The following is a 20,686-nucleotide window of genomic DNA, read 5'->3' as shown; positions in this document are numbered from 1 at the left end:
GGTGCGGCAGGCCCGGTCAGCCGACGCATGTAAGTGTCAGATGCGCGAGGCACACATTACACATTGGTCGAAGGTCCCCACCAGGGGTTTTCCGGGCCCCCACTAAGCTGGGGGCCATGGCTGACACGACGTACCGACTCATCCTGCTCCGCCACGGCGAGAGCCAGTGGAACCAGAAGAACCTGTTCACCGGTTGGGTCGATGTCGACCTCAACGAGAAGGGCGAGAAGGAGGCCGCTCGCGGTGGCGAGCTCCTGGCCGCCGAGGGTCTGCTCCCCGACGTGCTGCACACGTCGCTGCTGCGCCGCGCCATCCGCACCTCGCAGATCGCCCTGGACAAGGCCGACCGCCACTGGATCCCGGTCAGCCGCAGCTGGCGGCTGAACGAGCGCCACTACGGTGCGCTCCAGGGCAAGGACAAGGCCCAGACCCTGGCCGAGTTCGGCGAGGAGCAGTTCCAGCTGTGGCGCCGCTCGTACGACACCCCGCCGCCGGTGCTGGCCGACGATTCCGAGTACTCGCAGGCCGGCGACGCCCGTTACGCCGAGATCCCGAGCGAGCTGCGTCCGCGCACCGAGTGCCTGAAGGACGTCGTGGAGCGGATGCTCCCGTACTGGTACGACGCCATCGTCCCGGACCTCGCCGCCGGCCGGACCGTGCTGGTCACCGCCCACGGCAACAGCCTGCGCGCGCTGGTCAAGCACCTCGACGGCGTCTCCGACGAGGCCATCGCCGGCCTGAACATCCCGACCGGCATCCCGCTGGTGTACGAGCTGGACGCCGACTTCAAGCCCGTCACCCCGGGCGGCCGCTACCTCGACCCGGACGCCGCCGCGGCCGCCATCGAGGCCGTCAAGAACCAGGGCAAGAAGTAAGCCGCTTGCCGCTACGGCCCCGCCCCCGGTCCGACCGGGGGCGGGGCTTCGTTCGTTCTCGGGCGGTTCGTTTTGGATCGGTTCGGGTTCAACCGGGTTGTCCGGTAGGGGAGTTGGGCGGTGAATGGGAAACTGGTTCAGACCATTGACGGGCTCGGTCGGCGACTCCTACCGTGAGGGCACCGGACTGGCGCAGGCATGCCAGGATCTCCCCGTCCGGGCCGCCGCACCCCCACGCGCGCGCGTCCGCGCCCCGGCGCACACTCCATCCACCCCCACGGAGGAGCACCATGCGCACACGTCACATCGTCGGGGCCGCCGTCGCCGCGCTGGCGATCCCGCTGACCCTCGCCTTCCCGGCCTCGTCCCACGGCTGGATCTCGACCCCGCCCAGCCGGGCCGCGCTCTGCGACACCCACGTGGACGGCGTCCCGTGGGACTGCGGTGACATCCAATGGGAGCCGCAGAGCGTCGAGGGCCCCAAGGGCTTCCCGGCCCTCGGCCCCTCGGACGGCACCATCTGCGCCGGCGGCAACGCGCGCTTCGCCGAGCTGGACGACCCCCATGGCGGCGCCTGGCCGACCACGCCGGTGACGGCGGGCCAGCAGCTCACCTTCACCTGGACGTTCACCGCCCGGCACGCGACCGCCGACTTCCGGTACTACATGACCAAGCCGGGCTACGACGCGAGCCAGCCGGTCACCCGCGCCAACCTGGACCTGACGCCCTTCCTGACCGTCCCGTACGGCGGGAAGCAGGTGCCGAGCACCCTCAGCCACACCGCGACCGTCCCGGGCGGGCGCACCGGGCACCAGGTGGTCGTCGCGGTCTGGACGATCTCCGACACCGGGAACGCCTTCTACTCCTGCTCCGACGTCCGGTTCTGACCTGCGGAAGGCCCGCGGGAGGGTGAGCGGGCCGGAAGGCGCCGGTCGGGCGGGCCGGAACGCGCGAGGTGCACGGTCGCCGGTGGGCCGTGCACCTCGGGAGCTCCTCGGGCGGTGCCGCGTTCAGTGGCCGCCGCAGCAGCCGCCGTCGGCGCCTCCGCACTGGCAGGGCGCGCCGGACTGGCAGCCGCAGCCGCAGCCCGGGCCGCAGCCGCAGCCGGCCGCGAGGACGGGAAGCAGCTTCGGGGCGGGTGGCTCGACGGAGTTGTGGGCGGTTGCCGGTCGGGACGGGTTGGCCTTCATCGAGCTTCCCTCCTTGTGACGGGCACAGTCCTGTGCCCCCAATGTCGAGTGAAGCCGTCGAACGGATGAGCGTCAACGGGCGCGCAGTGGTGGGGCGCACGGAAGTCCGTGCGCCCGCACCACCCTTGCCACAGGTTTACTCACCCCTCGGGGTGAGCCCGGACCGGCGGTCAGTCGACCGGCGCGGCCTCGGCGGCCTCGGTGGCGGCCACGAACTCGGCCACGTGCTCGCCCGTCACCAGGTACACCACGCGCTTGGCGACCGACACCGCGTGGTCCGCGAAGCGCTCGTAGTAGCGGCCGACCAGGGTGATGTCGACGGCGGTCTCTATGCCGTGGTGCCAGCGCTCGTCGATCAGGTGCGACAGCAGCTCGCGGTGCAGGGTGTCGATCGCGTCGTCGTCCTGCTCCATCTCCAGGGCCTTGTCGACGTCCTTGGTGGCGATGACCAGGCCGGCCTTGGCCACCAGGCGCTGGGCGAGCTGGCCCATCTCCAGGACGGTGGAGTGCAGGTCGCTCGGCACGGCGGTGTCGGGGTAGCGCATCCGCGCGACCTTGGCGACGTGCCGGGCGAGGTCGCCGCAGCGCTCCAGGTCGGCGCTCATCCGCAGCGAGGTGACGACGATGCGCAGGTCGGTGGCGACCGGCTGCTGGCGGGCGAGGAGGTCGATGGCCCGGTTCTCCAGCTCGTGGTGGAGCTCGTTGACCTTCTCGTCGGCGGCGATCACGCTCTCCGCCAGCGCCAGGTCCGCGTCGAGGAGGGCGGTGGTGGCCCGGCCCATCGCCGATCCGACCAGCCGGGCCATCTCGACCAGGCTGTCGCCGATCGCATCGAGTTCCTCGTGGTACGCGTCGCGCATGTTCTCTCCTCAGTAGCTGTGTCGGTGGCGGTGCCGACCGGTCAGCCCGTACGACCGTCGTTCCGGCGTCCGGGTGACCGCTGCTGGTGGCGCGCATCGTACGCGCACACCCGAGCCGATGGCCGCTGTTCGGCACACCGATCTCTCCCACACGGGCTGCCCGGCCAACTTTCCGCCGCCAGGGCGACGGTGCACGGCCGCTACGGTGAATCGACAGCTACCTGAAGGTGAATTCTCGGCAACGCGCGGTGGATGCCTTGACCCAGTGCATGGGGACGGCCCTGGTCGTGCGCTTACGCTGGCCACATGGACGTGAACGTGGCCGCCGCCGCTGCCTGTGCCATAGCCGGGCTCGGCGTCGGCCTCACCGCCTCCATCGCTTTCCGCTGGAGCGAGCGCGAGCAGGCCAGGGGCAGGTACAGCGCAACCGGCGGCAGGAACCCCGGCCGGTACCAGTCACTGGGCACCGGCAACCCCGAGCCGCCGCTGCCGCCCGGGGTCGACACCGTGCTCTCCGTGCTCCGCTCCTGCGCGATCGTGCTGGGGGAGGGCGACGAGGTGGTCAAGGCCAGCTCGGCGGCGTACGCGATGGGCCTGGTGCGCGGTGGCGCCGTCGCCGTGGACCAGATGCTCGGGCTGGCGCGCGCCACCCGCAGGGACGGCGAGATCCGCCAGGTCGAGCTGGAGGTGCCCCGGCCGGGCGCGGCCCGCGCGGCGGAGCCGCTCGCGGTCTCCGTCCGGGTGGCCCCGCTGGGCTCCCGACTGGTGCTGGTGCTGGTCGAGGACCAGACCGAGCGGCGCCGCGTGGAAGCCGTCCGCCGGGACTTCGTGGCCAACGTCAGCCATGAGCTCAAGACCCCGGTCGGCGCCCTGTCGCTGCTCTCCGAGGCGGTCGTCGACGCGTCCGACGACCCGGAGGCGGTGCAGCGCTTCGCCGGCCGGATGCAGGTCGAGGCGGCCCGGCTGGCCAGCCTGGTGCAGGAGATCATCGACCTCTCCCGGGTCCAGGACGACCGGCTGATGGTCGACCCGGAGCCGGTCGCGGTGGACGAGCTGATCGCCGAGGCGATCGACCGCTGCCGCCAGCAGGCCGCCGCCAAGCAGATCCTGATCGCGGCGGGCGGCATCGCCGGCCCCTACCTGCACGGCAACCGCGGCCAGCTCGCCGCCGCGCTCGGCAACCTGGTCGAGAACGCCGTCAACTACAGCCCGCCCCGCACCCGGGTGGCCATCGCCACCCGCCGGATCTCCAGCGCCGCGGCGCTCGGGGAGGCGGACGGCGAGCTCATCGAGATCTCGGTCACCGACCAGGGCATCGGCATCTCCGAGAAGGACCGCGAGCGGGTCTTCGAGCGGTTCTACCGCGTCGACCCCGCCCGCTCCCGGGCGACCGGCGGCACCGGCCTGGGCCTGTCCATCGTCAAGCACGTCGCGGCCTCGCACGGCGGCACCGTCTCGGTGTGGAGCGTCGAGGGCCAGGGTTCGACCTTCACCGTCCGCCTGCCCGCCGGGCAGGCACCGACGGAGGACGAGCCCGACGACGTGTTCGACGACGAGTCCGACGCGTTCGACGGTCCCGACGACGCGCCGGACCGCGCGCCGGGCGGCGACCCCGCCGGGCCCGCCGCCGCACCCCGAACCCTCACCACGGCCCGTACGGACCGTCCGCTCCCCGCCGGGGAACGGAAACAACACCTGTCAGACACAACCCCTCAGCTTGCCCCGGAGGCCTGATCGTGACCCGAGTACTGGTGGTCGAGGACGAGGAGTCGTTCAGCGACGCCCTCTCGTACATGCTCCGCAAGGAGGGCTTCGAGGTGGCCGTCGCCGCCACCGGCCCCGACGCCCTGGAGCAGTTCGAACGCAACGGTGCCGACCTCGTCCTGCTCGACCTGATGCTGCCGGGCCTGCCGGGCACCGAGGTCTGCCGCCAGCTCCGGGTGCGCTCCAACGTCCCGGTGATCATGGTGACCGCCAAGGACAGCGAGATCGACAAGGTCGTCGGCCTGGAGATAGGCGCTGACGACTACGTCACCAAGCCGTACTCCACCCGCGAGCTGGTCGCGCGGATCCGCGCGGTGCTGCGCCGCCGCGGCGAGGACGGCGGCGCGGGCGACAACGGCGGCGGCCCGGGCGCCCTGGAGGCGGGCCCGGTCCGGATGGACGTGGACCGCCACGTGGTGACCGTGGACGGCGCCAAGGTCGACCTGCCGCTGAAGGAGTTCGACCTGCTGGAGATGCTGCTGCGCAACGCGGGCCGGGTGCTCACCCGGATGCAGCTGATCGACCGGGTGTGGGGCGCGGACTACGTCGGCGACACCAAGACCCTGGACGTCCACGTGAAGCGCCTGCGGGCCAAGATCGAGCCGGACCCGGGCGCGCCGCGCTACCTGGTCACCGTCCGCGGCCTGGGCTACAAGTTCGAGCCGTAAACCGTCCCGACCACGCGGAAGGCCCCCGCCGGCAGCAGCCGGAGGGGGCCTTCGCGTCGCTCCGGCGGGCCCTGGAGGGCCCGCCGGGGGCGGGGTACGGCGTCAGTGCGCGGCCGGGACGGCCGGAGCGGTGGTGCCGGTCGGGACGGCGGCACCGGTGGTCGGCGCCCCCGGGGTGGTGGCGCCGGTGGCCGGGGCGGTGGCGCCCGGGGTGGTGGTCTTGGCGGGGGTGGCGGTCGGCGAGGGGGTCGGCCCGTAGCCGTTGTAGAGGCCGAGGTTCGGGTTCACGCCGGCCTGGGCCTCGACCTTCTGGCCGTCCTTGAAGGTGAAGACGGTCGGGGCGAAGCCGCCGATGTGGACGGTCGCGGAGGCGACGGTGGCGGACGGGTTGCCCTGACCGCCGATCGCCACCGCGCCACCGGCCGGGACGACGATGCTGGACAGCGGAGCGCCGGCGGCGTCCGCGAAGGTGGCAGCGGCACCGCCGACGGTGACGGACTGGAGCTCGGCCGGGATGTTCGCGGTGTTCGCGATGTTCACGACCACGTTGGCGGCACCGGTGTAGTCGCCCGCGGTGTTCTCCCCGGTGACGACCACGATGTTGTTCAGCCGGAGGTTGGTCCCGAGGGTCGCCGCAGCGTTGTCGGGCTTGATCTGCAAGGTATCCGGCGTGTTGCCGGCGGCGCAGGAGGACAGCGAGGCGATGGCGATGGCGGCGATGGCGGCGATGCTGCCGCGTCGAAGGCTGCGGCTCACGGCGGCGGCTTCTCCTAAGTCACGTGTCGGTAGGTCAGGTCTCAGATTATCGACCTCACTTATGCGCTCCTCACGGGGTGGCCCCCGTGTCGCACTCCCGGGGGCCGCCGGGGGGCCGTCCGGCGGCACGCTCGACGTGTCCAGGTCACTCGACGGACAAGGTTCGACCAAGATCGAATAACGATTCGGCCGCGACCCGAAAAGGGGTGAAAGCTCAAGATCCAATCATGGTTGCGGGGGTGTTGCGCAAGGGTTTCGTCCAACCCCGGAACCGCCTCCGACCTGCGGGAAGCCGTTCTCGAACACCGGTCGCAGCACGTCATGGGGGTCGTTGTCAAGCCCCGAGACCGGCCCTGACCTGCGAAAACGCCCTTCGAGTGTGCCGAGAAGCGTGTTATTCTGGAAAGCCACGGAAGGGGTCCTGTCACATGACGTTCAAGGTTGGCGACACGGTGGTCTACCCCCATCACGGGGCCGCGCTGATCGAGGCCATCGAAACTCGCCAGATCAAAGGTGTGGACAAGACCTACCTGGTGCTCAAGGTGCAGCAGGGAGACCTGACGCTCCGCGTGCCCGCCGAGAACGCGGAGTTCGTCGGTGTGCGCGATGTAGTCGGCCAGGAGGGTCTGGACCGGGTCTTCGAGGTGCTGCGGGCACCGTACACGGAAGAGCCGACCAACTGGTCCCGTCGCTACAAGGCGAACCTGGAGAAGCTCGCCTCGGGTGATGTCATCAAGGTCGCCGAGGTCGTTCGCGACCTCTGGCGCCGCGAGCGCGAGCGCGGCCTCTCGGCCGGCGAGAAGCGAATGCTCGCGAAGGCGCGCCAGATCCTCGTCAGCGAGCTCGCGCTGGCGGAGAACACCAACGAGGACAAGGCGGAGACGCTGCTCGACGAGGTCCTCGCCTCGTAGCGCGCGCCACCGCAGTGCGGTCGGGCTGCCGCCCAACGCTCACAGCGCCCGGTGCCGGCGCGCCGCTCCTCGGACGAACCGTCCGGGAGTGGTGCATTGGCACTTCGGGCGCTGAGGCATGTCCGGACCACGCCACCCGCCCTGGCCGGCCGAGGCCGGCAAGACCGTTTCGGCTCCCGCTGTTGCGGGGAGCATGCGGAGCTGTGCGGCGGGCGGTGGACCGTGGTTCTTCGGAAGGGGCCCGGTGCGCCCGCCGGGCACGCCATGGCCATACCCACTTCGCCGAAGGAGTGAAACCTGAACGCGTCAGGAGCAGTCGCAGCAGCAGTGGTGCCCGCCGCCGGACGCGGTGAGCGGCTGGGGCCGGGGGCCCCGAAGGCCCTGCGGGAACTGGGGGGTGTGCCGCTCCTGGTGCACGCCGTCCGGGCCCTGGCCCGCAGCCGGGCGGTCGGCCTGGTCGTGGTCGCCGCGCCCGCCGACGGGGTGGCCGAGGTGGTCGCCCTGCTGGACAGCCACGGGCTGGACGACAGGGACATCCGGGTGGTGGCCGGCGGGGCGACCCGCCAGGAGTCGGTCCGGCTGGGCCTGGCCGCGATCCCGGACGAGGTCGGGATCGTGCTGGTGCACGACGCGGCCCGCCCGCTGGTCCCGGTCGAGGTGGTGGACGCCGTCGCGGCCGCCGTCCGGGCCGGGGCGCGGGCCGTGGTGCCCGCGGTGCCGCTGGCCGACACGGTGAAGCGGGTCGAGCCGAACCCGGGCGGTCCCGAGCCGGTGCTCGACACGCCCGAGCGCGCCACCCTGCGCGCGGTGCAGACCCCGCAGGGCTTCGACCGCGCCACCCTGGTCGAGGTGCACGCCAAGGCGCTGGCCGAGGAGAGCGACGGCACCGCCGACGCGCCGCCGGTCACCGACGACGCCGGCCTGGTCGAGCGCTACGGCGGCCGGGTCGTCGTGGTGCCCGGCCACGAGGAGGCGTTCAAGGTCACCCGTCCGCTGGACCTCGTGCTCGCCGAGGCCGTACTCGCCCGCAGGAGGGCCGCCGATGCCTACTGACCCGCAGACCACCCCCGTGATCCCCCGGGTGGGGATCGGCACCGACGTGCACGCCTTCGAGGCCGGCCGCCCGCTCCGGGTGGCCGGGCTGGACTGGCCGGACGCCGGGGCCGGGCTCTCCGGGCACTCGGACGCCGACGTCGCCGCCCACGCCGCCTGCGACGCGCTGTTCTCGGCCGCCGGCATCGGCGACCTGGGCGCCCACTTCGGCACCGACCGCCCGGAGTGGGCCGGCGCTTCCGGGGTGAAGCTGCTCGGCGAGGCGGCCCGGCTGGTCCGCGAGGCGGGCTTCGAGATCGGCAACGTCGCCGTCCAGGTGATCGGCGTGCGGCCGAAGATCGGCAAGCGGCGGGACGAGGCGCAGGCGGCGCTGTCCGGGGCGGTCGGCGCCCCGGTGTCCGTCTCCGGCACCACCACCGACGGACTGGGCCTGACCGGCCGGGCCGAGGGGCTGGCCGCGATCGCCACCGCCCTGGTGTACGAACGGCGTTGAGCCGGTCGCGGTGAGCGGGCGGGAAGAAACCGCCCCTGACGGGTGTTCACCCGGTGTCCTCGGGGCCCGAGTCGCTACTGTTCGGCTCGGGCCCGTACGGGCTTCCGCTCGGGCCGAACCGCCGACGAGAAGAGGTAATCCGTGACCGCCCAGCTCTCCGACCGTGCCAAGGCGCTGCTCGACGACAAGAGCTTCGCCGTGGTCTCCACGATCCAGCCCGACGGCAGCCCCCAGGCCTCGGTGGTCTGGGTCAAGCGGGACGGCGACGACATCCTGTTCTCCACCGTCCAGGGCCGCCGCAAGCACCTCAACCTGGAGCGGGACCCGCGGGTCTCGATCCTCGTCAACCCGTCGGAGGACCCGTACGAGTACCTGGAGGCCCGCGGCGAGGTCTCGCTGACCACCGAGGGCGGCCGGGAGCTGATCGACGAGCTGGCCGCCAAGTACCGCGGCGTGGACAAGTACACCTGGGACGGTCCGGACGACGTCCGGGTGGTCGTCCGGCTCACCCCGCGCAAGGTGCTCGGCAGCATCTGACCCTGCCCGCGGGCCACTGTTTCCCCGGGATCACGCCCCCGTTGTCCCGGGGAATGTGGCGGGGCACCCCCTGCTGCCCACTACGCTTGACGCTGTGAGCATTCGTCTGTACGACACCAGCACCCGCCAGGTACGCGACTTCGTCCCGCTTGTACCGGGTTGTGTCTCGATCTACCTGTGCGGCGCTACCGTCCAGTCGGCGCCACACATCGGGCACATCCGGTCGTACCTCAACTTCGACATCATGCAGCGGTGGTTCGCCTACCGCGGCTACCAGGTGACCTTCGCCCGGAACGTCACCGACATCGACGACAAGATCATCGCCAAGGAGCGCGAGCTCGGCACGCCGTGGTGGCAGATCGGCTACGAGAACGAGCGCGCCTTCAACGACGGCTACGACGCGCTCGGCTGCCTGCGGCCGACCGTCGAGCCGCGGGCCACCGGGCACATCCCCGAGATGATCGCGATGATGCAGGGGCTCATCGCCAGGGGCCACGCCTACGCGGCCGACGGGAACGTCTACTTCGACGTGCGGTCGTACCCCGGCTACCTGGCGCTCTCCAACCAGAAGCTGGACGACCTGCGCCAGCCCGAGGGCGAGGGCGAGACCGGCAAGCGGGACCAGCGCGACTTCGCGATGTGGAAGGCCGCCAAGCCGGGCGAGCCGAGCTGGGAGACCCCGTGGGGCCCCGGCCGTCCGGGCTGGCACCTGGAGTGCTCGGCGATGGCCCACAAGTACCTGGGCGCGGCCTTCGACATCCACGGCGGCGGGCTGGACCTGATCTTCCCGCACCACGAGAACGAGATCGCCCAGTCCAAGGCCTACGGCGACGACTTCGCCAACTTCTGGGTGCACAACGCCTGGGTCACCATGGCCGGCGAGAAGATGAGCAAGTCGCTGGGCAACTCGGTGCTGGTCTCCGAGATGGTCCGGGCGTGGCGGCCGATCGTGCTCCGCTACTACCTGGCCGCCCCGCACTACCGCTCGATGATCGAGTACAGCGAGGAGTCGCTGCGCGAGGCCGAGGCCGGGTTCGGCCGGATCGAGGGCTTCATCCAGCGCGCCGTCGAGCGCTGCGGCACGGTCGACGCGGCGCCCGAGGTGCCGCCGGCCTTCGCCGAGGCGATGGACGACGACTTCGGCGTCCCGCAGGCGCTGGCCGTCGTGCACACCGCCGTCCGCCAGGGCAACAGCGCCCTGAACGCGGACGACAAGGAGAGCGTGGTGGCGCGACTGGCCGAGGTCCGTGCGATGCTCGGTGTACTGGGCCTCGACCCGCTCGACCCGCACTGGGCCGGGACGGAGCGCGGCGAGGACCTTCACGGTGTGGTCGACTCGCTGGTCCGCCTGGTCCTGGACCAGCGGCAGGCGGCGCGCGAGCGCAAGGACTTCGCCACCGCGGATGCCATCCGCGACCAGCTCGGCCTGGCCGGGCTGGCGATCGAGGACACCCCGTCCGGCCCGCGCTGGACGATCAACAGCCAGTAACCCCATCCGACGATCGGGGTGATGGGTGGGCCGTACCGGACCGGTGCGGCCCTCCCGCATGACGTACGCATGTCGTCGGCGGCCACCGGGCAGACCGGGGCGGTCGGGGCATGCCGGACAGACAGGAAGTACAGCCATGGCCGGCAACAGCCAGCGCAGGAACCGCCGCAACCCCGGATCGAAGAAGGGCGCGTCTGTCGGTACCGGCGGGCACAGCCGGAAGGCGCTCCAGGGCAAGGGTCCGACCCCGCCCGGTGCGGAGCGCAAGGGTCACCCCAAGCAGCGCGCCGCCAACGCCGCGATCAAGCGCGAGCGGGACGCCAAGGCCCGGGCCGGCATGCGCCGGGCCGGCGGCGGCGGTCGCGGCGGCCGCGGCGGCGCGGGCAGCGCCGAACTGGTCTTCGGCCGCAACTCGGTGGTCGAGGCCCTGCAGGGCGACGTGCCGGCCAACGCGCTGTACGTCCAGCAGTTCATCGACACCGACGACCGGGTCCGTGACGCCTTCCAGGCCGCCAACGACCGCGGCATCCCGCTGATGGAGGCCCCGCGGCCCCAGCTGGACCAGATGACCGGCGGGATGAACCACCAGGGCCTGGTGCTCCAGGTGCCGCCGTACGAGTACGCGCACCCCGAGGACCTCCTGGCGGACGCCGCCGACGCCGGCCAGGACGCGCTGATCATCGCGCTGGACGGCGTGACCGACTCGCGCAACCTGGGCGCCGTGGTCCGCTCCGCCGCCGCCTTCGGCGCGCACGGCGTGGTCATCCCCGAGCGCCGCGCGGCCGGCATGACCGCCGGTGCCTGGAAGACCTCCTCCGGCGCCGCGGCCCGGCTGCCCGTCGCCCGGGCCACCAACATGACCCGCGCCCTGGAGGCCTACCAGAAGGCCGGCCTGATGGTGGTCGGCCTGGCCGCCGACGGCGAGGCCGAGATCGGCGACCTGGAGCTGCTGACCGGTCCGGTGGTGATCGTCGCGGGCAGCGAGGGCAAGGGCCTGTCCCGGCTGGTCTCGGAGACCTGCGACATGCGGGTCCGGATCCCGATGTCCGGCCTGACCGAGTCGCTGAACGCCGGTGTCGCGGCGGGCATCGTGCTGTACGAGGCCGCGCGGCTGCGCGCCAAGCGCTGAGAGCTGAGTGCTGAGCGCTGAGCGCTTGGTGCTTGGTGCTTGGAGCTCGGTGCCGAGCGCTTGGTGCTGAGCACGGCCGGGGCGCGGAGCGCAGGCGATCTTCCGAATTCCCCGCAATCCGAGTGGAAGGCGATCGGGCCCGACCGGGCCCGATCGCTTTTTTCATGATCACTTCAAGTGTGCGCCGGACATCCACCCGGCAGAGTGTCCTAAGCGGCCGTCACCCGGTTAGACGGGCGTGGACACCAGAACACCTCGGCGCCCCCTGTTCGGCAACGGCAGTTCCGGGATAGACGCGGGCCCCGCCCTCAACACCGTCAAGGTGGAGTCGGACCCTTCGCGGCTCAGCAGCACCCAGGCGAGCTTCCGGCTGCGGCTCGGCGCCCCGACGGCGCCGCTGATCGAGGCCCCGGCCGGACTGCTGTCCACCGGCGCCGCGTTCGGCGACCCGTACGCCAACCAGGGCCTGATCCGCCGTCCGCTGGTCACCCCGCAGGTCGTCGTGCCCGCCTCCGCCGTCCCGGCGCTGGCCGGGGCCGGGGCCGGCGGCGCGCCGCGCCGCAAGGGCCGGGTCACCGCCGTCACCTGGACCGGCCAGGCACCCCCCGGGGACCTCGCGGCCACCCAGCTGCTGGAAGCGGTACGCCTCGGCGGCACCCCGGCCGGCGGCGTCCGCCTGGTCGAGCCGGACACCCGGGCGCTCCCCTCCCTCGCGGGCGCCCGGGCCGTCCCGCGCCAGCCCCGCGAGGGCGCCGGCACCGCCACCGACGCGGGCGTCGGCCCGGTCGGCGAGCCGCACGGCTGGACCCCGAGCGGCGAGCTGCCCGAGGTCTCCGCCGCCGACGCCGCGGGCAAGCAGCCCTGGTACCCCGGCCGCCGGGTCGACCTCGGCCTGGTGCTGCTGCCGCTGCGCGCCGTCCTCGGCTCGCTCTCGGTCTACGCCGGGTTCAGCAAGCTCTGCGACCCGGTGTACTTCGACGGCGGCGAGCGCGGTTCGATGATGCGCTGGCTCTCCTCGCTGCACCCCTGGAAGGTCGCCGAGCCGCTGCTGGCCTTCGCCATGGCGCACCCGGTGGGCGCCGGCCTGGCGGTGTCGTTCACCCAGATCGTGGTCGGCGTGCTGACCGTCCTCGGCCTCTGGCAGCGGCTCGCCGCCGGCGCCGCGATGGCGCTCTCCGCCGCGCTGCTGTTCACCGTCAGCTGGCGGGCCGTCCCGGTCTACGACACCCCGGACCTGATCTTCCTCGCGGCGTGGAGCCCGCTGCTGATCGCCGGGGCGCCGTTCGCCTCGCTGGACGGGCGGCTCGGCCTGGAGGCCTGGCGCCGGTTCGGCGCGGACACCTCCGGGGCACTGCGCCGCCGGGTGCTGCGCCGCGGCGCCGTGGTCACCACGGTCGTGGTCGGCCTGACCCTGCTGCTCGGCTCGATGCTCGGCGCCGCCGTCCGCACCGGCGCCCGGGCGCACCAGGCGCCGGACCGTCCGGCCACCGACTACGGCACCCCGGTCTGGCCGTCCGGCAGTCCGTCCGGCGCCGCCGGCGGCGGCAAGGGCACGTCCACCACACCCCCGCCCGCCGCCCCGCGCCCGGCCACCCCGACCCCGAGCGCGACCACCCCGGCCACCACGCCGCCCGCCAAGCCCGCCACCCCGACGCCGAGCGGCAAGGGGCACTCGGGCAGGGCGGAGGCCGGGTCGGGCGCCTCCCCGGCCGCGCCCGCGCCGCCCACCGGCCCGGGCGGCACGGCACCCGCGTCGCGCAGCACCCCGGGTGCCGGCGGCGCGGGGCCGGGGTCCAAGTCCAGCCCGAGCTCCGGCGGGCTGCTCGGCGGAGTGCTGGGCAGCGCGCCGCTGGCCGACCTGTCCGGCGGCCGGGCCTCCCACCCGGGGGCGCCGACCGCGACCTGAGGCCCCGGTAACGGCGATCGGCCGGGTGCTCCGTGGGGGAGCACCCGGCCGATCGCCGTGCGCGTGCGGTGGGGCGAGGGCGTCCGTGTGCGGGTGGGCAGCCGGGCGGGGCCTGCGGCCGTCCGGTCCCGGCGCGGACGGGCCTGCGGTGCCCGTCGGCTACCGGGGTGCCCGGCCGGCGCCGGAGGCGAGCTCCTTGGCCGCCTCGGTGAGGTCCTTGGCGGTGTCGATGGCCCGCCAGTACACGCCCTGCGGCAGCTGGTAGCCCGCCAGCCGCTTGCCGCGGGCCAGCTGGGGGAAGGTGGTGCGCTCGTGGTCGCCCACGTCCGGCAGCAGCCCGGCGAACTCCGGGCTGAACACGTACAGGCCGGCGTTGATCAGGAAGGGCGAGGGCGGGGCCTCGATGAAGTCCAGCACGTTGCCGAACTGGTCGGTCTCCACCGCGCCCCAGGGGATCCGCGGCCGGGCCAGCGCGAGCGTCGCGACGGCGTCCCGCTCGTGGTGGAAGGCGGCCATCTCGCGCAGGCTGAAGCGGGTCCAGATGTCGCCGTTGGTGGCGTACCAGGGCTCGTCCGGGCGGGGCAGCGCCTTGGCCGCGTACTTGAGCCCGCCACCGCGCCCGAGCGGCTCCGCCTCGACCACCGTGCGCACCCGCAGCGGCAGGTCCGCCTTGTCCAGCCACTCCTCCAGCACGTCGGCGAGGTGCCCGCAGGAGATCACGACGTCGGTGACGCCCTCCTCGGCCAGCCAGGCCAGCTGGTGGCCGAGGATCGGCGTGCCCGTCCCGGGGATCTCGACCAGCGGCTTCGGGCGGTCGTCCGTGTAGGGGCGCAGCCGGGAGCCCTGGCCGCCGGCCAGGATGACGGCCTGGGTGACGGGCGTCGTGGTCGGCCGGGGCGCGTGGGGCTGCGGGGGCCGGGCGGACGGGAGGTCGGCGGTGGGGCCGGAGTCAGCGGTCATGCCTGAACAATAAGGCGGCGGACGGGGGTGTCCGCCGCCTCGGGGACCGGGGTCCGCCCGGCCTTCCGCAGCCTTCTCGGACCTTCTCCGACCTTCTCCGACCTTCTCCGACGGTCTCCGACCTTCTCCGGCCTTCCTCAGCCGACGACGCCGGCCGCGAACGAGCCGTCGCAGACCGGGCGGGCGAAGGAGCGGGCCCGCTGGACGTCGCCCTGGTACTTGCGCACCGCCGCCTTGCCCAGCTCGCCGGCCAGCGAGGTGCAGTAGGGCGTCAGCGAGGGCTGCTCGCGCATCGAGCGCTCCAGCAGGTCCAGCGCGGCGGAGGGGTTCTTCGCGCGCAGCTCGTCGAGCAGCGCCACCCGCAGCGAGTCCTGCGGGGCGAGCCCGTCCGAGGTCCTGGCCGTGGCGCCGGCCGCGTTGTTGGAACGCCCGATCCCGGCGCCGTCGCCGCTCGACGCCGCCACGACCTGCTGATCGAGCCCGGTCGGCGGGGCCCACGGGACCCGGGTCACGGCGAGGGTGCCGGTGGTCACCAGGACGACCGGCAGGGTCAGGGCGACGGTCTGGCCGATACGGCGCACTAGCTGCTTCACCCTCAGGAGAGTAGCGGTGGGTACGGGCGGGATCGCCCTCCGTTACACCATCGAGTGACACACTGTCCGGTTTCGTCCCTCCGCCGTGTTGACGCGGGGGTGTACGGACGGAGCCCGCCGGACCACGGGGGTCCGACGGGCTCCGGGGAGGCGCGAGGTCGCGTCAGTTGCTCAGGCGCAGGCCGGAGCTGGTGGAGAAGACGTGGGTCTCGTTGGCGATCGGCACGACGTGGATGGTCTCGCCGCGGGCCGGGATCTGGCGGCCGGGCACGCGGACGACCAGCTCGTGGTCCTTGCCGCCGATCTGGGTGGTGCCGTAGACGAAGCCGTCCGAGCCGAGCTCCTCGACCACGTTGACGGTCACCGCGACGCCCTCGATGCCGCCCGACGGGACGACCTCGAAGTGCTCGGGGCGGATGCCGACGGTCACCGTCTTGTCGGTGCCGGCGCCGGACAGGTCCTCGCGGGAGATGTTGACGACCGAGCCGCCGAACTTCACGCCGCCGTCCACCAGCGGCACCTCGACCAGGTTCATGGCCGGCGAGCCGATGAAGCCGGCCACGAAGAGGTTGGCGGGCTTGTCGTACATGTTGCGCGGGGTGTCGACCTGCTGGAGCAGACCGTCCTTGAGCACCGCGACCCGGTCGCCCATGGTGAGGGCCTCGGTCTGGTCGTGGGTGACGTAGACCGTGGTGATGCCCAGGCGGCGCTGGAGGCCGGCGATCTGGGTGCGGGTGGAGACGCGGAGCTTGGCGTCCAGGTTCGACAGCGGCTCGTCCATCAGGAAGACCTGCGGCTGGCGGACGATCGCGCGGCCCATCGCGACGCGCTGGCGCTGACCGCCGGACAGCGCCTTCGGCTTGCGGTCCAGGTAGTCGGTCAGGTCGAGGATCTTCGCCGCCTCCTCGACCTTGGTGCGGATGTCCGCCTTGTTCACGCCGGCGATCTTGAGCGCGAAGCCCATGTTGTCGGCGACGGTCATGTGCGGGTAGAGCGCGTAGTTCTGGAACACCATGGCGATGTCCCGGTCCTTCGGCGGCAGGTGGGTGACGTCGCGGTCGCCGATCCGGATCGCACCGGCGTTGACGTCCTCCAGACCGGCCAGCATGCGCAGGCTGGTCGACTTGCCGCAGCCCGAGGGGCCGACCAGCACGAGGAACTCGCCGTCCGCGATCTCCAGCTCCAGCGCGTCCACCGAGGGCTTGTCCGCCCCGGGGTAGACGCGGGTCGCCTTGTCGTACGTGACAGAAGCCATGGTTGTCGCTCTCCTTCACCGGCAGGAACGTGCCGGACGATCCGAGTAAAGGGGGGTTTGTCAGGGTTCCGCCGGGCCGCCAGTGGTCTGAACCACTGCTCGAACCGACTCCCGGCGACGCTACCTGCGGTTCCGTGACTTGTCAGCCCCCACCCGACCCGATTTCGGCATCGGTTCCATCACGCCCACCCATCCCACCAAGCCCCGGATATCCCCCCATCCCGTCACCCGGGCCCGGTAGACTGCCCCCGGTGCCGCCGTGATCCATCGCGGACGGCCACCGTGCCTCCTTAGCTCAGCTGGCCAGAGCACCGCTCTTGTAAAGCGGGGGTCGTCGGTTCGAACCCGACAGGGGGCTCAGGTGTACGAGGGAAGGGCCGGTCCGACGGGGTGTCGGGCCGGCCCTTTCGCGTGGGCGGGGTCAGTCCGGGGGGAGGGCGAGGGTGGCGACGGCGCCGCCGTCGGGGTGGTTGGTGAAGGTCAGGGCGGCGCCGATGACGCGGGCGTGGCCGGTGGCGATGGTGAGGCCGAGGCCGTGCCCGCGGCCGCGTTCGGGGGCGTTGGTGCGGAAGCGCTGCGGGCCGTGCCGGAGGAGGTCCTCGGGGTAGCCGGGGCCGTGGTCGCGGACGGTGATCCGCAGGCCGTCGACGTGCAGGTGGACCGGGCCGGCGCCGTGGCGGTGGGCGTTGAGGATCAGGTTCCCGAGGATGCGGTCCAGCCGGCGCAGGTCGGTGCGGACCTGCCGGTCGGCGGTGATGTCGACGGTGACGTCCAGGCCGGTGAGGGAGACGGTGCGGCGCGCCGCGCGCTCCAGGGGGACGGCGGAGAGGTCGGGGGACTCCGCGTCGGCGTCCAGGCGGGAGACCTCCAGCAGGTCCTCGACCAGGCCGCGCAGTGCCTGGACCCGGTTCTGCACGAGCTGGGTGGGGCGTCCGGGCGGCAGCAGCTCGGCGGCGGTGACCAGCCCGGTGAGCGGGGTGCGCAGCTCGTGGGCGACGTCCGCGGTGAAGCGCTGCTCGTCCTCCAGGCGCCGGTGCAGGGTGCGGGACATCAGGTCGACGGCGGCGGCGAGGTCGGCGACCTCGTCCTTGCCGTCGACGAGTTCGCCGATCCGGGTGTCCGTCCCGCCGGCCGCGATGCCGCGGGCGGCGGTGGCCGCGGTGCGCAGCCTGCGGCTGATCCGGTCGGCGACGAGCACGCCGGCCAGCACGGTGGTGAAGACGGCGGCGACGACGGTGAGCAGGATGATCCGGTCCAGGTCGGCGATGGCCTGCCGGTCCTGGGTGAAGTCCACCCGGACGGACAGCACCCCGTTCTGCACCGGGCCGGCCGCCCACATGGACTCGCCGGTGCCGTCGGCGGCGAGCAGCGAGCCGTGCCGGCCGCCCTCGGCGAGGGCGCGCAGCCGGTCCGGCAGGGCCGGGTCGTTCACGGCGGCGCCGTGGCCGGCCACCTCGCCGTCGCGCCCGTAGCCGGCCAGGGCCGAGTCGAGGGCGGCGAGTGCGGAGGAGCGGGCCTGGTCCACGTGCTGACGGATCATCGCCTGGTGGACCAGCAGGCCGACGGCCACCGCGACCAGGACGGCGATGGCGGCGACGGCGGTGGCGATCTGGCGGCGCAGGGTCATGCCGGGCGCCGCAGCTTGTAGCCGAACCCGCGGACGGTTTCGATCCGGCCGGAGCCGATCTTGGCGCGCAGCCGCTGCACGTGGACGTCCACGACCCGGGTGTCGGCGCCCCACTCGTAGTCCCAGACGCGTTCGAGCAGGGTGGAGCGCTCCAGCACGATCCCGGGCGCGGCGGTGAACTCCAGCAGCAGCCGCAGTTCGGTGGGCGTGAGCGGGACGAGGCGGCCGTCCACCCGGACCTCCATGCTGTCGGTGTCCACCTGGAGGCCGTCGAAGCTGCGGACGGACGGGGTGGGGGCGGGGGCGGTCGGCGGGGCCGGCTGCGGGACCCCGGGAACTCCGGGGGTGCCGGGGCGCGGCGGGGCGTCGGCCGTCGGGGCGTCCGGGGGCGGTGGGGCGTCGGTCGCCGGGACGACCCGGACGCGGCGCAGCACCGTACGGATCCGGGCGACCAGGACGGCGCTCTCGAAGGGCTTGACCACGTAGTCGTCCGCCCCTGCCTCCAGCCCGGAGACCACGTCCACCGGGTCGGTCCGGGCGGACATCATCAGGATCGGCAGCTGGCTCTCCTCCCGGATCCGGCGGCAGAGGCCGACCCCGTCGAGCAGCGGCAGCATGACGTCCAGCAGGAGCAGGTCGGGCCGGACGGCGTGGAACGCCTCCAGCCCCTCCAGGCCGTCGGCCGCCGTGGTGACCGGGAAGCCGTAGCGTTCCAGGGCCATCCGGGTGGCCTCGCGGATCACCTCGTCGTCCTCGACCAGGAGGATGTGCGGGTGGGCGGGGGTGGTGGCGGTGGTCATCGCTTGGCTTCCGGGAGCACGGCGGGGGCGGAGGGCCCCGAGGGGGTGGAGGGCGCGGCGGGCCCGGAGGACGGCCGGACGGGGCGCGGGGACGGGACGGAGGCCTCGGGGGCCGCCTGCCTCGGCGCGAACGGGGTGGGGCGTGCCGCCGCCGGGCCGGACTCGGGGGCGGCGGTGTCCGCGCCGGTGCGCGGGAGCAGGCCGACGCCCTCGTCCTTGCGTTCCTTCAGGACGAGCCTGTTGTCGTTCCACTGGTAGAGGCTGGTGGTCCGGGCGTAGGCGCTGGTGGGCTCGAACAGCCACAGGTCGGTGCCGACGGTAGCGGCGCTGAACGCCGGCTGGACCTGCACCTGGAGGACGGGCAGCAGGTGGTCCTCGGCGAGGGCGTAGACGTGCAGCACGACCCGCCCGGGGGTGGTGACGACGGTGATCAGCTCGGGCTGCCCGTCCCCGGAGAGGTCGCGGAACTCGGGGGCGCGGACCTCGCACCCGGCGCAGGAGCCGAGCGCCTGGCGCTCCTCCGGGCCCACGTTCGGGTCCTTGGCGAGGACGGTGCGCACGTCGACCGCGGTGATGTCGTGCCCGGGGACGGTCAGGTCCGGTACGGGCTGCGGCGGCTCCTGGGTGACGCCGGCCGCGGCCGCGGACGGCGGCGGGGAGGTGGGCAGCTTCGGCCAGAGCGGCTGGAGCACCGGCGGCGGCGTGACGGCCCGGAGCGGGCCCTGGTCGCGCAGGTCGCCGGGGGTGGCGCGGCCGAAGGCCAGGCCGGCGAGGGCGAGGACGACGACCAGGCCGGCCAGGGTGGCGAGCTGGACGGCGCCGGGCCGGCGGCGGGGTGGTGGTGTTGCTGCCACGGTCGGTGTTCGTCCTCCTGCTCTGCGGCGTCGTTCCGGTCGTCGCTCCCGTCACCGCCCCGGTGGTAGGTCGCGCGGTCGGTGGTCGGCGGTTCCGCGACGGTAGCTTCGTGCGGGTAGTCCGGGTAGTCCGGGTAGTCCGGGTAGTCCGGGTAGTCCGGACCACGTGGGTCGTACGGCTCGTACGGTCCATGTGGTTCATGTGGTCCGTACGACCCGTCCCGGCCGTCAGGCCGGGTCCGCCAGCACGATGATGTTGTCCGTCCAGTGGCCGTCCGAGCCGATCCGCCCGCCGCAGGTGATCAGCCGGAGTGCGGGCGCGGGCGTGTCGCCGTACACCTGCTCGGTCGGGAAGTGGTCCTTGGCGGCCTGGAGCAGCGTGCGGACCTTGAAGTCCACGGTGCTGCCGTCGGCGCGCCGGATCCGGATCAGCTCGCCGGGCCGCAGTTTCGGCAGCTGCTTGAAGACCGCCGGGCCGTGCACGGTGTCGTAGTGCCCGATGAGTACGGCGGGGCCGTTCTCGCCGGGTGTGGGGCCGTTGCGGTACCAGCCGACCTCCTCGCCCCGGTCGGCCGGCGGCACCTCGACCGTGCCGTCGGGGTTCAGGCCGAGGTCGGTCACCGGTGCGTCCACCCCGACGGAGGGGACCAGCAGGCGGGTCGGCGGCGAGGACGCGTACGGCTTCGGGGCGGTGGACGTGGATGTGGACGCGGCGCCGGTCGTGGCCGGGGTGCCCGGGGCCATCGCCGGGGCGTCCGTGCCGGTGCCGGTGCCGTGCCCGGAGGTCTCGACCCGCACCACCGGGGTCTCCCGGCCGGACAGCGCGAGCGAGGTGCCGAGCACCAGGCAGAGCAGGCCCGCGGTGCCGAAGGCGGTGCGGCGCAGCGGGCCCGGAGCGGGCCGGGCGGCGCGTCGGCGGCCCCGCCGGTGGTCCTTGGCGCGACGGCGGGTGTCGGTCCCCGCCAC

At 73.4% G+C, this 20,686-nt stretch carries 21 protein-coding genes and 1 tRNA gene; 12 read left to right on the top strand and 10 right to left on the bottom strand.

Features of this window, described 5'->3' with window-relative positions:
* Positions 1-116 precede the first annotated feature (116 nt).
* Both ACZ6EM_RS19815 and ACZ6EM_RS19810 read left to right on the top strand, forming a co-directional pair.
* Positions 117-875, top strand: coding sequence for a phosphoglyceromutase (locus ACZ6EM_RS19815; RefSeq protein WP_359913728.1), 759 nt, complete (start codon positions 117-119; stop codon positions 873-875).
* 290 nt (positions 876-1,165) lie between these two features.
* Entirely contained in the window at positions 1,166-1,762 is a 597-nt protein-coding gene (locus tag ACZ6EM_RS19810; protein WP_359913730.1) for a lytic polysaccharide monooxygenase auxiliary activity family 9 protein, read from the top strand.
* 123 nt (positions 1,763-1,885) lie between these two features.
* Here the strand turns inward: ACZ6EM_RS19810 and ACZ6EM_RS19805 are convergent, their stop codons facing one another.
* Together ACZ6EM_RS19805 and phoU are read right to left on the bottom strand one after the other, a co-directional pair.
* Positions 1,886-2,065, bottom strand: a complete 180-nt coding sequence (locus ACZ6EM_RS19805; protein ID WP_452180762.1) for a hypothetical protein — start codon at positions 2,063-2,065, stop codon at positions 1,886-1,888.
* Positions 2,066-2,235: 170 nt separating this feature from the next.
* Positions 2,236-2,925, bottom strand: a complete 690-nt coding sequence (gene phoU, locus ACZ6EM_RS19800; RefSeq protein ID WP_359830323.1) for a phosphate signaling complex protein PhoU — start codon at positions 2,923-2,925, stop codon at positions 2,236-2,238.
* Between the two features lie 306 nt (positions 2,926-3,231).
* Between phoU and ACZ6EM_RS19795 the strand changes: the two genes are divergently transcribed.
* A complete protein-coding gene (locus tag ACZ6EM_RS19795; protein WP_465772857.1) occupies positions 3,232-4,659 on the top strand; it encodes a sensor histidine kinase in 1,428 nt (475 codons plus the stop codon).
* A gap of 2 nt (positions 4,660-4,661) precedes the next feature.
* Entirely contained in the window at positions 4,662-5,357 is a 696-nt protein-coding gene (gene phoP, locus ACZ6EM_RS19790; protein ID WP_031069385.1) for a two-component system response regulator PhoP, read from the top strand.
* A 102-nt stretch (positions 5,358-5,459) separates the two neighbouring features.
* On the opposite strand, the gene ACZ6EM_RS19785 is transcribed toward phoP, so the two are convergent.
* Positions 5,460-6,113 carry a DUF461 domain-containing protein gene (locus tag ACZ6EM_RS19785; protein WP_465772856.1) on the bottom strand — a complete coding sequence of 218 codons (654 nt, stop codon included), beginning with the start codon at positions 6,111-6,113 and terminating at the stop codon, positions 5,460-5,462.
* A gap of 428 nt (positions 6,114-6,541) precedes the next feature.
* Between ACZ6EM_RS19785 and ACZ6EM_RS19780 the strand changes: the two genes are divergently transcribed.
* From ACZ6EM_RS19780 to ACZ6EM_RS19750, 7 genes are all read left to right on the top strand, one after another.
* Entirely contained in the window at positions 6,542-7,024 is a 483-nt protein-coding gene (locus ACZ6EM_RS19780; RefSeq protein ID WP_014136563.1) for a CarD family transcriptional regulator, read from the top strand.
* A 297-nt stretch (positions 7,025-7,321) separates the two neighbouring features.
* Positions 7,322-8,077: a 2-C-methyl-D-erythritol 4-phosphate cytidylyltransferase gene (ispD, locus tag ACZ6EM_RS19775; protein WP_465772860.1), complete on the top strand. Its 756-nt coding sequence runs from the start codon at positions 7,322-7,324 to the stop codon at positions 8,075-8,077.
* Positions 8,067-8,570, top strand: coding sequence for a 2-C-methyl-D-erythritol 2,4-cyclodiphosphate synthase (ispF, locus tag ACZ6EM_RS19770; RefSeq protein WP_380551255.1), 504 nt, complete (start codon positions 8,067-8,069; stop codon positions 8,568-8,570). Before ispD ends, ispF begins: the two co-directional genes overlap by 11 nt.
* Before the next feature lie 141 nt (positions 8,571-8,711).
* Positions 8,712-9,107: a PPOX class F420-dependent oxidoreductase gene (locus tag ACZ6EM_RS19765; protein ID WP_359913744.1), complete on the top strand. Its 396-nt coding sequence runs from the start codon at positions 8,712-8,714 to the stop codon at positions 9,105-9,107.
* Positions 9,108-9,201: 94 nt separating this feature from the next.
* Positions 9,202-10,596 carry a cysteine--tRNA ligase gene (gene cysS / locus ACZ6EM_RS19760; RefSeq protein ID WP_401053711.1) on the top strand — a complete coding sequence of 465 codons (1,395 nt, stop codon included), beginning with the start codon at positions 9,202-9,204 and terminating at the stop codon, positions 10,594-10,596.
* A 136-nt stretch (positions 10,597-10,732) separates the two neighbouring features.
* Positions 10,733-11,725, top strand: a complete 993-nt coding sequence (gene rlmB / locus ACZ6EM_RS19755) for a 23S rRNA (guanosine(2251)-2'-O)-methyltransferase RlmB (RefSeq protein ID WP_380551249.1) — start codon at positions 10,733-10,735, stop codon at positions 11,723-11,725.
* Between the two features lie 238 nt (positions 11,726-11,963).
* The gene (locus ACZ6EM_RS19750) at positions 11,964-13,631 is read left to right on the top strand and encodes a DoxX family membrane protein (protein ID WP_452180903.1); all 1,668 of its coding nucleotides are present in this window, start codon (positions 11,964-11,966) and stop codon (positions 13,629-13,631) included.
* Positions 13,632-13,790: 159 nt separating this feature from the next.
* Here the strand turns inward: ACZ6EM_RS19750 and ACZ6EM_RS19745 are convergent, their stop codons facing one another.
* From ACZ6EM_RS19745 to ACZ6EM_RS19735, 3 genes are all read right to left on the bottom strand, one after another.
* Complete coding sequence (locus tag ACZ6EM_RS19745) at positions 13,791-14,591, bottom strand: nucleotidyltransferase family protein (RefSeq protein ID WP_380551243.1); 801 nt, start codon at positions 14,589-14,591, stop codon at positions 13,791-13,793.
* Between the two features lie 137 nt (positions 14,592-14,728).
* Positions 14,729-15,184, bottom strand: coding sequence for a hypothetical protein (locus ACZ6EM_RS19740; protein ID WP_401055421.1), 456 nt, complete (start codon positions 15,182-15,184; stop codon positions 14,729-14,731).
* Positions 15,185-15,347: 163 nt separating this feature from the next.
* Complete coding sequence (locus ACZ6EM_RS19735; protein ID WP_359915308.1) at positions 15,348-16,439, bottom strand: ABC transporter ATP-binding protein; 1,092 nt, start codon at positions 16,437-16,439, stop codon at positions 15,348-15,350.
* Between the two features lie 284 nt (positions 16,440-16,723).
* On the opposite strand from ACZ6EM_RS19735, the gene ACZ6EM_RS19730 reads away from it, so the two are divergent.
* Positions 16,724-16,797: transfer RNA gene (locus ACZ6EM_RS19730), tRNA-Thr, on the top strand.
* A gap of 63 nt (positions 16,798-16,860) precedes the next feature.
* Here the strand turns inward: ACZ6EM_RS19730 and ACZ6EM_RS19725 are convergent.
* The 4 genes from ACZ6EM_RS19725 to ACZ6EM_RS19710 form a co-directional block, all read right to left on the bottom strand.
* Positions 16,861-18,066, bottom strand: a complete 1,206-nt coding sequence (locus ACZ6EM_RS19725) for a sensor histidine kinase (RefSeq protein WP_452180926.1) — start codon at positions 18,064-18,066, stop codon at positions 16,861-16,863.
* Positions 18,063-18,866, bottom strand: a complete 804-nt coding sequence (locus ACZ6EM_RS19720; protein ID WP_465772855.1) for a response regulator — start codon at positions 18,864-18,866, stop codon at positions 18,063-18,065. The genes ACZ6EM_RS19725 and ACZ6EM_RS19720 overlap by 4 nt, the downstream gene beginning before the upstream one ends.
* Positions 18,863-19,720, bottom strand: coding sequence for a hypothetical protein (locus ACZ6EM_RS19715; protein WP_452180928.1), 858 nt, complete (start codon positions 19,718-19,720; stop codon positions 18,863-18,865). Before ACZ6EM_RS19715 ends, ACZ6EM_RS19720 begins: the two co-directional genes overlap by 4 nt.
* A gap of 228 nt (positions 19,721-19,948) precedes the next feature.
* Complete coding sequence (locus tag ACZ6EM_RS19710) at positions 19,949-20,686, bottom strand: class F sortase (protein WP_401051954.1); 738 nt, start codon at positions 20,684-20,686, stop codon at positions 19,949-19,951.

The organism is Kitasatospora sp. NPDC041917, assembly GCF_055589745.1.
The sequence above is the reverse complement of the archived record's forward strand: the minus strand, read 5'-3'. Positions and strand labels throughout refer to the sequence as shown.

Excerpts from the sequence above, each read along its gene's own strand:
- ACZ6EM_RS19815 (WP_359913728.1), top strand. The coding sequence starts at position 117 with ATGGCTGACACGACGTACCGACTCATCCTGCTCCGCCACGGCGAGAGC.
- ACZ6EM_RS19810 (WP_359913730.1), top strand. The coding sequence starts at position 1,166 with ATGCGCACACGTCACATCGTCGGGGCCGCCGTCGCCGCGCTGGCGATC.
- ACZ6EM_RS19805 (WP_452180762.1), bottom strand. The coding sequence starts at position 2,065 with ATGAAGGCCAACCCGTCCCGACCGGCAACCGCCCACAACTCCGTCGAG.
- phoU (WP_359830323.1), bottom strand. The coding sequence starts at position 2,925 with ATGCGCGACGCGTACCACGAGGAACTCGATGCGATCGGCGACAGCCTG.
- ACZ6EM_RS19795 (WP_465772857.1), top strand. The coding sequence starts at position 3,232 with ATGGACGTGAACGTGGCCGCCGCCGCTGCCTGTGCCATAGCCGGGCTC.
- ACZ6EM_RS19780 (WP_014136563.1), top strand. The coding sequence starts at position 6,542 with ATGACGTTCAAGGTTGGCGACACGGTGGTCTACCCCCATCACGGGGCC.
- ispF (WP_380551255.1), top strand. The coding sequence starts at position 8,067 with ATGCCTACTGACCCGCAGACCACCCCCGTGATCCCCCGGGTGGGGATC.
- rlmB (WP_380551249.1), top strand. The coding sequence starts at position 10,733 with ATGGCCGGCAACAGCCAGCGCAGGAACCGCCGCAACCCCGGATCGAAG.
- ACZ6EM_RS19745 (WP_380551243.1), bottom strand. The coding sequence starts at position 14,591 with ATGACCGCTGACTCCGGCCCCACCGCCGACCTCCCGTCCGCCCGGCCC.
- ACZ6EM_RS19735 (WP_359915308.1), bottom strand. The coding sequence starts at position 16,439 with ATGGCTTCTGTCACGTACGACAAGGCGACCCGCGTCTACCCCGGGGCG.
- ACZ6EM_RS19725 (WP_452180926.1), bottom strand. The coding sequence starts at position 18,066 with ATGACCCTGCGCCGCCAGATCGCCACCGCCGTCGCCGCCATCGCCGTC.
- ACZ6EM_RS19720 (WP_465772855.1), bottom strand. The coding sequence starts at position 18,866 with ATGACCACCGCCACCACCCCCGCCCACCCGCACATCCTCCTGGTCGAG.